Below are 12,125 nucleotides of genomic sequence, written 5' to 3' on the forward strand. Positions count from 1 at the left end.
AATGTTCCGTAAGCTTGCAAGTCAGAGATAGCGACGGTCGTCAGCGTCCGCCCGACACGTCGAGAATGGCCGAAGTGACATAGGAAGCCTCGTCCGACAGCAGCCAGACGATGGCATTGGCGATTTCCTCCGCGGTGCCGACGCGCTTCATCGGCACCAGCGGGGCGAGACGATGGGCGCGATCGGGCTCGCCGCCGGAGGCGTGGATATCAGTGTCGATCAGCCCTGGGCGAATGGCGGCGACGCGGATGCCTTCATTGGCGACCTCATGACCGAGGCCGACGGTGAAGGAATCGATCGCGCCCTTCGACGCCGCATAATCGACGTAGGTATTCGGCGAGCCGAGCTTGGCGGCGACCGACGACAGGTTGATGATCACGCCGCCCTGTCCGCCATGCCGCGTCGACATGCGCTTCACCGCCTCACGTGCGCACAGGATGCTGCCGGTGACGTTGACCGCCATCAAACGCTCGATGCGCTCCGCGCTCATCTCGTCGACGCGCGTGGTCGGACCGACGATGCCGGCATTGTTGATGAGCGCGCCGAGCGTGCCGAACTTGTCCGCCGCCTTGAACAGAGCGAGGATGTCGTGCTCGCGGCCGACGTCGCATTTGACTGCGATGGCCTTGCCGTTCTTGGCCTCGATCGCGGCCACCGTGCTCTGCGCGGCGGCCTCGTTGGAGGCGTAGCCGACCACGATCTTGAAGCCGCGCGATGCGGCGGCGATGGCGGTGGCGCGGCCGATGCCGCGGCTGCCGCCGGTGATCACTGCAACCCTGTCGGTCATGATGACTCTGCCTAATCTGCACGATCTTGGATGACGCTGGGGACCGCGACATCAATCAATAGCAACTCGGTGGACCGCTATTTTTGATGATTGAGCAAACGCAAGTTCGCGCGTTGATCTTCCAAGAGTCCGGCAACAACTTTCGACGCTTCTTCTATATCCACGCCATCCTTTATCAGTTTCTGCCGCAGCTTATGAGCCTTATCGAGGTTCGCCAACTTCTTCTCGATTGCCGATTGATGGGCTTTCTCAGCTTCGGCCTTCTTCTTGTCCGCCTCAGCCTGCCGCTTTTGGCACTCTTGCTGATAAAAGATCGTTCTGGACAGAACAAACTCAGCCGCGCCCTTGGGGATATTCTTGAAGAGAGCAACTACGTCGAAGGGATTTCGGTAGCCGACTTGCTTTATTTCGACACCGTAGTGGTAGGCGTATACTTTGCCGATTTTGGAACCATATTCTCGCAGGACGCAAGTGAGGTAGAATAGCTCCAAGATCACAGAGTCAATCTCGACATCGATAGGAGTCAGATGTCCGAACTCTGTGACCTTAGTATCTGAAGTCAGCGCTACCAGAGCCATTCCCCTCTCCCTGCATGGCTTGAGATTAAAGATCCAGCACGAGCCGTGCCGGATCCTCCAGGCTTTCCTTGACGCGCACCAGGAACGTCACGGCTTCCTTGCCGTCGATGACGCGGTGATCGTAGGACAGCGCCAGATACATCATCGGGCGGACTTCGATCTTGCCGCCGACCACCACCGGGCGCTCCTGGATCTTGTGCATGCCGAGGATGCCGGACTGCGGCGCGTTCAGGATCGGGGTCGACATCAGCGAGCCGTAGATGCCGCCATTGGTGATGGTGAAGGTGCCGCCCTGCATCTCGTCGATCTTGAGCTGGCCGTCACGGGCGCGGCGGCCGAAATCGGCGATGCCCTTCTCGATGTCGGCGATCGACTTGTGGTCGCAGTCGCGCACGACGGGCACGACCAAGCCCTTGTCGGTGCCGACGGCGACGCCGATGTGATAGTAGTTCTTGTAGATCAGGTCGGTGCCGTCGATCTCGGCGTTGACCGCCGGGATGTCCTTGAGCGCCTGCACCACGGCCTTGGTGAAGAAGCCCATGAAGCCGAGCTTGGAGCCGTGCTTCTTCTCGAACACGTCCTTGTACTGGCTGCGCAGCGCCATGACGTTGGTCATGTCGACCTCGTTGAAGGTCGTCAGCATCGCCGCGGTGTTCTGCACGTCCTTGAGGCGGCGCGCGATGGTCTGGCGCAGCCGCGTCATCTTCACGCGCTCCTCGCGCGCGGCGTCGTCGGCCGGCGACGGCGCACGCACCTGGACCGAGGCGGCGGGCTGATTGACCGGGGTCGGCGCGGACGCTGCGCGCTCGATGGCGGCCAGCATGTCGCCCTTGGTGACGCGGCCGTCCTTGCCGGAGCCCGGCACGGTGGTCGCATCGACGCCGCTCTCAGCCGAGAGCTTGCGAACCGACGGCGCCTGCGGGGTATCGGCGGGCAGCGCCTTGGCAGGGGCGGGAGCCGCAGCCGGCGGCGCAGCGGCAGCCGGCTTCGCCGGAGCCGGAGCAGCAGCGGCGGGCTTGGCAGCCACGGCGCCATCCGTGATCTGGCCGAGCAGCGCGCCGACGGCGACCGTCTCGCCATCCTTGGCGATGATCTCGCCCAAGGTGCCGGCCGAAGGCGCGGGCACCTCGATCGTGACCTTGTCGGTCTCGAGCTCGACGAGGGGCTCGTCGACCGCCACGGCGTCGCCTGCCTTCTTGAACCAGCGGCCGATGGTGGCTTCGGTGACGGATTCACCCAGCGTCGGAACGCGAATTTCAGTCATGGTCTTTATCCTCAATAACCCGTGCGGTCATAAAGCCGGTCCGCCATCGCCTTGCGGCGAGCAAGCGATGCGGGACGGACGATCAACGCGATGTACTTGCGCCCCGCAGATTGCGGGGCGCGTCAAAAAAGGCAGGTTCAGTTCAGGGCTTCGTCGAGCAGCGCCTTCAGCTGGGCGAGATGCTTGGACATCAGGCCCGTGGCGGTCGCGGCCGACGCAGCACGGCCGGCATAGCGCGGACGCTTGCTCTTGCCGCCGGTCTGGTTCAGCACCCACTCGAGATACGGCTCGATGAAGTGCCACGCGCCCATGTTGCGCGGCTCTTCCTGACACCACACGACTTCTGCGTTCTTGAAGCGGCCGAGCTCGGCGACCAGCGCCTTGAGTGGCACCGGATAGAGCTGCTCGACGCGCATCAGGTAGACGTCGTTGAGCCCGCGCTTCTCGCGCTCGTCGTAGAGATCGTAATACACCTTGCCCGAGCACAGCACGATGCGGCGGATCTGGTCGTCCGGCACCAGCTTGGTCTTGTCGTCCGCCTGCATCTGGGCGTCATCGTACAGGATGCGGTGGAACGTGGTGCCCTTGGCGAGCTCCTCGAGCCGAGACACCGCGCGCTTGTGGCGCAGCAGCGATTTCGGCGTCATCACGATCAGCGGCTTGCGGATCTCGCGATGCAGCTGGCGGCGCAGCACGTGGAAGTAGTTTGCCGGCGTGGTCGGATAGACCACCTGCATGTTGTCCTCGGCGCACATCTGCAGATAGCGCTCGAGGCGTGCCGAGGAATGCTCGGGGCCCTGGCCCTCATAGCCGTGCGGCAGCAGGCAGACCAGGCCGGACATGCGCAACCATTTGCGCTCGCCCGACGAGATGAACTGGTCGAACAACACCTGAGCGCCGTTGGCGAAGTCGCCGAACTGCGCCTCCCACAGGGTCAGCGCGGTCGGCTCTGCGAGCGAATAGCCGTATTCGAAGCCGAGCACGGCTTCTTCGGACAGCAGCGAGTTGATGACCTCGAAGTGGCCCTGCTCCGGCGCCAGATGGTTGAACGGCGTGTAGCGGCTCTCGTCCTCCTGATCGATCAGCACCGAATGGCGCTGCGAGAAGGTGCCGCGCTCGCTGTCCTGGCCGGAGAGGCGAACCTTGTGGCCTTCGAGCAGCAGCGAGCAGTACGCCAGCGCCTCGCCGGTCGCCCAGTCGAGCCCGATGCCGCTCTCGATCGCCTTGGCGCGGTTCTCGAGGAAACGCTGGATCGTCCGATGCAGGCGGAAGCCGTCCGGCACCTTGGTGATCTTGCGGCCGATCTCCTTGAGGCGGTCGATCTCGACGCCGGTGACGCCGCGGCGCGCCTCCTCCTCCTGGTCGGCGGACTTGAAACCCGCCCACTTGCCGTCGAGCCAGTCGGCCTTGTTCGGACGATAGCTCGTGCCGGCCTCGAACTCGGCGTCGAGACGGGCGCGCCAGTCGGCCTTGGCCTTGTCGACCTCGCCCTCGGTCATCACGCCTTCGGCGACCAGCCGCTTGGAGTAGATCTCCAAGGTCGACGGATGGCCGGCGATCTTCTTGTACATCACCGGCTGGGTGAAAGCCGGCTCGTCACCTTCGTTGTGGCCATGCCTGCGGTAGCAGAACATGTCGATGACGACCGGCTTGTGGAACTTCTGCCGGAACTCGGTCGCGACCTTGGCCGCGAACACCACCGCTTCCGGATCGTCACCGTTCACGTGGAAGATCGGCGCATCGATCATCTTGGCGACATCGGACGGATAGGGCGACGAGCGCGAATAGCGCGGATAGGTCGTGAAGCCGATCTGGTTGTTGACGATGAAATGAATCGAGCCACCGGTCCGGTAGCCTTTCAGATCCGACAGCGCGAAGCACTCCGCCACCACGCCCTGGCCGGCGAACGCAGCGTCGCCATGCATCAAGAGCGGCAGCACCGAGATGCGCATGTCGGGCGGATCGCCGTGCTGGTCCTGCTTGGCGCGGACCTTGCCGAGCACCACGGGGTCGACGATCTCGAGATGCGAGGGGTTGGCGGTCAGCGACAGGTGGATGCGATTGCCGTCGAACTCGCGGTCCGAGGAGGCGCCGAGGTGGTACTTGACGTCGCCGGAGCCTTCGACCGCGTCGGGATTGGCCGAGCCGCCCTTGAACTCGTGGAACAGCGCGCGATGCGGCTTGCCCATGACCTGGGTCAGCACGTTGAGGCGGCCGCGATGCGGCATGCCCAGCACGATCTCCTTCACGCCGAGATTGCCGCCGCGCTTGATGATCTGCTCCAGCGCCGGGATCAGCGACTCGCCGCCGTCGAGACCGAAGCGCTTGGTGCCGGTGAACTTGACGTCGCAGAACTTCTCGAAGCCTTCGGATTCGATCAGCTTCTGCAGAATCGCGCGACGGCCCTCACGGGTGAACGAGATCTCCTTGTCCGGCCCCTCGATGCGCTCCTGGATCCAGGCCTTCTGCGCCGCGTTCGTGATGTGCATGAACTCGACGCCAAGCGTCTGGCAATAGGTGCGCTCGCAGATCGCGACGATCTCGCGCAAGCTGCCGTATTCGAGGCCGAGCACGTGATCGAGGAAGATCTTGCGGTCGTAGTCGGCCTCGGTGAAACCGTAGGAACGCGGGTCCAGCTCCTCGCGGTTGCGCGGCGCCTCGATGCCGAGCGGATCGAGCTTGGCGTGGAAGTGGCCGCGCATGCGGTAGGCGCGGATCAGCATCAACGCGCGGACGGAGTCGCGGGTGGCCTGGTTGACGTCGGCCGCCGACAATTCGACGCCCTTGGCCTGAGCCTTCTGCGCAATCTTCTCGCCGACCTTCTTCTCGACGACGGCCCAGTTGCCGTCCAGCGCCGAGGTCAATTCGTCCCGGGGGGAGACCGGCCAGTTGCTGCGCGCCCAGGAGGGGCCCGACGCATTCTTCTGCACGTCGGCCGGCGCATCCTTCAGGCTCTTGAAGAACTCCTGCCATTCCGGGTCGACCGAAGCGGGATCCTTCTCGTAGCGGGCGTAGATCTCATCGATGTAGGTGGCATTGGTGCCCTGCAGAAAAGACGACAGGGCGAAGGCGGCGTTCGCATCTTGGCGAGACATGGTGGCGTCCTGGTAATTTCGATGCGCCCAATCAAAACGGCGCAATGCCTGACCCGCGGGGGACGCGGATCAGGCTCGGGTTAGGACCGTTTACCTTATTTATTGTAAATATTCGCGCCGAAAAGCACTAAGCCCTGAATCAGGATTTCAACTTTTCGACAAGCGTCTTTCCGAGCCGCGCAGGCGACGGCGACACGGTAATACCAGCCGCTTCCATCGCGGCCGTCTTCGAGCCGGCATCGCCCTTGCCGCCGGAGATGATCGCGCCGGCATGACCCATGCGACGGCCGGGAGGCGCGGTGACGCCGGCGATGAATCCCACCATCGGTTTCTTGCGACCGCGCTTGGCTTCGTCCTTGATGAACTGCGCCGCGTCCTCCTCGGCCGAGCCACCGATCTCACCGATCATGATGATCGAGGTGGTCTTGGGGTCAGCCAGGAACATCTCGAGCATGTCGATGAACTCGGTGCCCTTGACCGGATCACCGCCGATGCCGACCGCCGTGGTCTGGCCGAGACCTTCCGAGGTGGTCTGGAACACCGCCTCGTAGGTCAGCGTGCCGGAGCGCGACACGATGCCGACCGAACCGGGCTTGAAGATGTTGGCCGGCATGATGCCGATCTTGCACTCGCCGGCGGTCATCACGCCCGGGCAGTTCGGCCCGATCAGGCGCGACTTGGAGCCCTGCAGCGAGCGCTTGACGCGGACCATGTCCAGCACCGGGATGCCCTCGGTGATGCAGACGATCAGCGGGACCTCGGCGTCGATCGCCTCGCAGATCGCGTCGGCGGCGCCCGGCGGCGGGACGTAGATCACCGAGGCGTCGGCCCCGGTGGCCTCGCGGGCCTCCTTGACGGTGTCGAACACGGGCAGGCCGAGGTGGGTCGAGCCGCCTTTGCCCGGCGACGTGCCGCCGACCATCTTGGTGCCGTAGGCGATCGCCGCCTCGGAGTGGAAGGTGCCGTTCTTGCCAGTGAAGCCCTGGCAGATGACCTTGGTGTTCTTGTCGATGAGGATGGACATCGTGCTTTCTCTAAAAGCGTTGCGGTGAGGAATGAGCGAGCGCCTGGACCGGCGCTCAGCCTCCCTTGACGGCCTTGACGATCTTCTGCGCGGCGTCGTCGAGATTGTCGGCGGGCAACACGTTCAGACCGGACTCGCTGATGATCTTCTTGCCGAGATCGACATTGGTGCCTTCGAGGCGCACCACGAGCGGCACCTTCAGGCCGACTTCCTTGACCGCGGCCACGACGCCCTCGGCGATGACATCGCACTTCATGATGCCGCCGAAGATGTTGACCAGGATGCCCTTCACGTTCGGGTCGGCGGTGATGATCTTGAACGCCGCCGCGACCTTCTCCTTGCTGGCGCCGCCGCCGACGTCGAGGAAGTTGGCGGGCTCCATGCCGTAGAGCTTGATGATGTCCATCGTCGCCATGGCAAGGCCGGCGCCGTTGACCATGCAGCCGATGGTGCCGTCGAGCGCAACGTAATTGAGGTCGTATTTGGAGGCCTCGATCTCCTTGGCGTCTTCCTCGGTCTCGTCACGCAGCGCGACGACTTCCGGGTGCTTGAACAGCGCGTTGGAGTCGAACGACACCTTGGCGTCGAGCACGCGCAGCTGGCCCTGCTTGGTGACGACCAGCGGGTTGATCTCGAGCATCGCCATGTCCTTGGCGACGAACGCATTGTAGAGTTGGGTGGTGAGCTTCTCGGCCTGCTTGGCGAGGTCGCCGGAGAGCTTCAGCGCCTTGGCGACGGCGCGGCCGTGATGGCCCATGACGCCGGTGGCCGGGTCGACCGAGAAGGTCACGATCTTCTCGGGGGTCTCGTGGGCGACGTCCTCGATGTTGACGCCACCTTCGGTCGACACCACGAAGGCGACCCTCGAGGTCTCGCGGTCGACCAGCAGCGACAGATAGAACTCCTTGTCGATATCCGAGCCGTCCTCGATGTAGAGGCGATTGACCTGCTTGCCATCGGGGCCGGTCTGCACGGTCACCAGCGTCGCGCCCAGCATCTGCTTGGCGAAAGTGTTGACCTCGTCGATCGACTTGGCGAGGCGGACGCCGCCCTTGTCGCCGGCCGAGGCCTCCTTGAACTTGCCCTTGCCACGGCCACCGGCGTGGATCTGGCTCTTCACGACCCAGACCGGGCCACCGAGCGTCTTCGCCGCCGCATCCGCGTCCTCCGGACGGAGAACCGGCACGCCCTTGGAAATCGGCACGCCGAACTCGTGCAGCAGTGCCTTGGCCTGATATTCGTGAATGTTCATAAGCGCTTGCTCCCCGAACCCGCGATGGGGTGACGACCAGAATTGTTGTTAGGATGTCTGGTATACCATATACCAAACATCCTGCAACTCGATGTGGGCGAGATTACGCCCCGTGAATGACCCCTGATCAGCGGCCGAGCAGGTCGGGCGCGATCTTCTTGCAGGCGTCGACCAGGCCCTGCACGGCGGCGACCGACTTGTCGAACGCCTCGCGGTCCTTGCCGGCGAGCTCGATCTCGACGATGCGCTCGACACCCTTGGAGCCGATCACGACGGGCACGCCGACATACATGTCCTTGACGCCGAACTCGCCGTTGAGATGCGCCGCGCAGGGCAGCACGCGCTTCTTGTCGCGCAGATAGCTCTCGGCCATTGCGATCGCCGACGCCGCCGGAGCGTAGTAGGCGGAGCCGGTCTTCAGCAGGTTGACGATCTCGGCGCCGCCGTTGCGGGTGCGATCGACGATCTCGTCGATGCGGGCCTGCGACGTCCAGCCCATCTTGACGAGGTCGGGCAGCGGAATGCCGGCAACGGTCGAGTACTTGGTCAGCGGAACCATGGTGTCGCCATGACCGCCGAGCACGAAGGCGGTGACGTCCTCGACCGAGACGTTGAACTCATCAGCCAGGAAGTAGCGGAAACGCGCCGAGTCGAGCACGCCGGCCATGCCGACGACCTTCTTGGCCGGAAGCCCCGAGGCCTTCTGCAGCGCCCAGACCATCGCGTCGAGCGGGTTGGTGATGCAGATGACGAAGGCGTCGGGCGCGTACTTCTTGATGCCGGCGCCGACCTGCTCCATCACCTTGAGGTTGATCGACAAGAGGTCGTCGCGGCTCATGCCCGGCTTGCGCGGCACGCCGGCCGTGACGATGCACACCTTGGCGTTGTCGAGCGCCTCATAGGAGTTGGCGCCGGTGTAGTGCGCGTCGAAGCCGTCGACCGGCGATGACTGGGCGATGTCGAGCGCCTTGCCCTGCGGAACGCCTTCGGCAATGTCGAACATCACGACGTCGCCGAGCTCCTTGAGGCCGACGAGGTGAGCCAGCGTTCCGCCGATCTGACCGGAGCCAATCAAAGCAATCTTGTCGCGCGCCATGGCAAATTTTCCTTTGAACCCGAAGGAGTGAGGGAGGTTGAAAAGTCGACTGGTGGTTATCCCTTTCGCCCCGGCCGTTCAAGTCAAGCTATGGCCAATTGACGGGCCTGCCTTGATTTCGATCAGGACCGGGCGACGGCTGCTGATGATCCTTTCAGCATGATTGGCGTGGCCTTTTCGCGGCTGTGTGCCCCGCGGCTGGCGTTCGCCAAAACTCCAGTATTTGTCAGGTTTCGACCAACCCCGTGGAAGTCCCAGATGCCGCCGAGTCCTTCCGCCCGTGCGGCAGGGCCAGATAGGAGTCCGAACCCATCTCGATCAGGCGCGAGGTGGTCCGCTTGAACTCCATGGCCTCGATGCCCTCGGTCGCGACGTAGAGCGAAATCGGGTCGGCTTCGGCGGAGGCGATCAGCTTCACGGCGTTGTCGTAGAGCGTATCGATCAGGGTGATGAACCGCTTGGCGGCATTGCGCTCGGCCAGATCCATGACCGGAACGTGATCGATCAGGATCGTATGATAGTCGTGCGCGAGCCGCAGATAGTCCGAGGCTGCCAGCGGCTTCTCGCAGAGATCGGCAAAACCGAAGCGGGCGACGCCGTTGGCGGAGCACGGGACGTGCAGAATGCGCCCCTTGATCGTCATGTCGCGCGGCTTGCACTTGGCATGGCCCGTGAGCCGCGCCCAGGCCTTGTCGAGCGCCGCTCGCGCGTCGACATCGGCCGGCACCAGCCACATCTTCACGCCGGCCAGCTTCTCCAGCCGGAAATCGGTGCGCGCGTCCAGCCGCATCACGTCCATGTGGTCGGCAATCTGCTTGATGAAGGGCAGGAACAGCGCGCGGTTGAGGCCGCCTTTGTAGAGGTCTTCAGGCGCGACGTTGGAGGTCACCACCACCACCGTGCCAAGCTCGAACAGCCTGGCGAACAGACGTCCCAGGATCATCGCGTCCGCGATGTCGGTGACATGGAATTCGTCGAAACAGAGCAGCCAGGCCTGATCGAAGATCGCCTGCGCCGTGAGACCGATCACATCGGCATCGGCGAGTTCGCCGCGCGCGATGTTCTGGCGGTAGCCGTAGATGCGCTCATGCACCTCTGCCATGAATTCGTGAAAATGCGCGCGGCGCTTGTGCTCGACCGGACAGTTCTGGAAGAACAGGTCCATCAGCATGGTCTTGCCGCGCCCGACCTCGCCATGGACATAGAGGCCGTTCGGCGGCTCGCTCTTGTCGGCAAAAAGGCGGCCCAACAAGCCTTGCTTGCGCGTGGGCTTGTAGGTGGAGAGCCGGCGCTCCAGCGCCGCCAGGGCGTCGGCGACCTCGGCCTGGGCGAGGTCGGCCTCGATCGCACCGGTATCGACCAAAGACTGATATTGCGCGCGGAACGCGTCTGACGGAGTGGACAGCATGAGCCCACTCTAGGTCATGAGACTTACGGAAAATGCAATCCGCAAATGGTGGAAGCCGCCATGCGTCGGAGCCGTGAGGTCGTGGTATATGGCACGCAAACGCCGCCGTGATCGTTAGTCGAGGGCTAACGACGTTCGTCTTCGCTCCTGGCCTCAGCGAACGGCTGGCTTGAACGACCCCGCTGCAGACCTCACCCCCGGCGAGAGGTCATAGGCGTCCTCGACCACATAGGGCCCGCCGCCGGTCGAGGCACGCGACGAAAACAGCACGAAGCGCTCGGCCATGAACACGCGGCTCGGGAAATAGCCGCGGACGGAGAGATAGTCGGCGACGTCCTGGCTCGACGCATCGTGCAGCCGCGCCAGCGTGACGTGGGGCACGAATTTGCGGCCCTCCGGATCGAGCCCGATCCGCTGCATGAGCCGCTCGAGCTCGGCCTGCAGCTCGATCAGGGGGCGGCTCGGCGCGACGTTGGCAACGACGGCGCGCGGCTTGCGGCCGCCGAAGCTGGAAAGACCCTGCACCGTCACTTCGAACGGCTTGCGGTTCACCCGCCACAGCATCGAGGCGATCTCGTTGGCGGAGGCGCCGTCAATGTCACCGATGAAACGCAACGTCACATGGTAATTTTCGGGATCGATCCAGCGGGCGCCGGGGAGGCCACCCCGCAAACCGGAAAGCGTGTGGCCAACCTCGGCCGGGATTTCCAGTCCAGTAAACAAACGCGGCATCGTTTCGGGACTCCCGATGCTGGAGGCTGATCTCGAAAATTGACGAGATCATGCCTTCGAGAAATGATCGACGACGAATCGCCAATGCATCATTCCTACCGAACTTATATGACTCCGCGACGGAAGGCGGGTTAACGCCGGTAAAAGCTGCGGAAAACCCGGTCCTTAAGGTTATCGCAAATGATCGACGCGGCGCTTCGTTCCGTCATTGCCCACGAAGCGGACGCAGGAATGCTTCCGCCGTAGGCAACAGCCTGGACACGATGATGTCGACGCCCGCCGCAGTGGGGTGGATGCCGTCGGCCTGGTTCAGCTTGGCGTCGGCGGCGACGCCATCGAGGAAGAATGGATACAGCGGCACGTCGAACTGCTTGGCGAGATCGGGGTAGATCGCGTTGAATTTCGCGGCGTAGTCGCTGCCGAAATTCGGCGGCGCCAGCATGCCGCACAGCATCACGGCGATGCCCCTGGCCTTCAGCCGGGTCACGATCTCGCTCAAAGCCTTGCGCGCCACGGCGGGATCGATGCCGCGCAGCGCGTCATTGGCGCCGAGCTCGACGATGACCGCTTCGGTCCCCTCCGGCACCGACCAGTCGAGCCGGTCGCGGCCGCCGGACGAGGTGTCCCCGGACACGCCGGCGTTGGTGAGGTCGATCGGCAGCCCCTTGGCCTGCAACGCCTTCTGCAGCTTGGCTGGAAACGCATCCGAGGCGGACAGGCCGAGTCCCGCGCTCAAGGAATCGCCGAGAACGACGAGCTTGATCGGCTTGACGGCCTCGGCACCCGCGAACGCGGGCCCGACTGTCATCAAGGCGAGCATCAACACGAGTATGTGCACGAAGATATGTCCGCGCCTCTCGACCCGGCTTGCGGAGTTGCCATATGACCG

The 12,125-nt window shown here is 63.9% G+C and carries 10 protein-coding genes; all 10 read right to left on the minus strand.

Annotated features, from left to right (window positions below):
• Window positions 1-40: 40 nt before the first annotated feature.
• On the minus strand, window positions 41-787 hold the full coding sequence (locus ACQR03_RS29705; protein WP_315715928.1) for an SDR family oxidoreductase: 747 nt from the start codon (window positions 785-787) through the stop codon (window positions 41-43).
• A 77-nt stretch (window positions 788-864) separates the two neighbouring features.
• Window positions 865-1,365 carry a hypothetical protein gene (locus tag ACQR03_RS29710; protein ID WP_434842131.1) on the minus strand — a complete coding sequence of 167 codons (501 nt, stop codon included), beginning with the start codon at window positions 1,363-1,365 and terminating at the stop codon, window positions 865-867.
• Window positions 1,366-1,390: 25 nt separating this feature from the next.
• Window positions 1,391-2,629: a 2-oxoglutarate dehydrogenase complex dihydrolipoyllysine-residue succinyltransferase gene (gene odhB, locus ACQR03_RS29715; RefSeq protein ID WP_315715927.1), complete on the minus strand. Its 1,239-nt coding sequence runs from the start codon at window positions 2,627-2,629 to the stop codon at window positions 1,391-1,393.
• Window positions 2,630-2,766: 137 nt separating this feature from the next.
• Window positions 2,767-5,724 carry a 2-oxoglutarate dehydrogenase E1 component gene (locus tag ACQR03_RS29720; protein WP_315750632.1) on the minus strand — a complete coding sequence of 986 codons (2,958 nt, stop codon included), beginning with the start codon at window positions 5,722-5,724 and terminating at the stop codon, window positions 2,767-2,769.
• A gap of 139 nt (window positions 5,725-5,863) precedes the next feature.
• Window positions 5,864-6,748 carry a succinate--CoA ligase subunit alpha gene (gene sucD / locus ACQR03_RS29725; protein WP_172184319.1) on the minus strand — a complete coding sequence of 295 codons (885 nt, stop codon included), beginning with the start codon at window positions 6,746-6,748 and terminating at the stop codon, window positions 5,864-5,866.
• A gap of 55 nt (window positions 6,749-6,803) precedes the next feature.
• Window positions 6,804-8,000 (minus strand): ADP-forming succinate--CoA ligase subunit beta, encoded by a 1,197-nt coding sequence (gene sucC / locus ACQR03_RS29730; RefSeq protein ID WP_315715925.1) that lies wholly within the window; start codon window positions 7,998-8,000, stop codon window positions 6,804-6,806.
• Between the two features lie 127 nt (window positions 8,001-8,127).
• Window positions 8,128-9,096 carry a malate dehydrogenase gene (gene mdh, locus ACQR03_RS29735; RefSeq protein WP_009031546.1) on the minus strand — a complete coding sequence of 323 codons (969 nt, stop codon included), beginning with the start codon at window positions 9,094-9,096 and terminating at the stop codon, window positions 8,128-8,130.
• Between the two features lie 226 nt (window positions 9,097-9,322).
• Window positions 9,323-10,504 carry a cell division protein ZapE gene (zapE, locus tag ACQR03_RS29740; protein ID WP_434842130.1) on the minus strand — a complete coding sequence of 394 codons (1,182 nt, stop codon included), beginning with the start codon at window positions 10,502-10,504 and terminating at the stop codon, window positions 9,323-9,325.
• A 153-nt stretch (window positions 10,505-10,657) separates the two neighbouring features.
• Window positions 10,658-11,236, minus strand: coding sequence for an RNA 2',3'-cyclic phosphodiesterase (gene thpR / locus ACQR03_RS29745; RefSeq protein WP_315715923.1), 579 nt, complete (start codon window positions 11,234-11,236; stop codon window positions 10,658-10,660).
• A 205-nt stretch (window positions 11,237-11,441) separates the two neighbouring features.
• Window positions 11,442-12,074 carry an arylesterase gene (locus ACQR03_RS29750; RefSeq protein WP_316167767.1) on the minus strand — a complete coding sequence of 211 codons (633 nt, stop codon included), beginning with the start codon at window positions 12,072-12,074 and terminating at the stop codon, window positions 11,442-11,444.
• Window positions 12,075-12,125: the final 51 nt, after the last annotated feature.

The organism is Bradyrhizobium sp. HKCCYLS3070, from assembly GCF_051167575.1.
Lineage (GTDB): Bacteria > Pseudomonadota > Alphaproteobacteria > Rhizobiales > Xanthobacteraceae > Bradyrhizobium.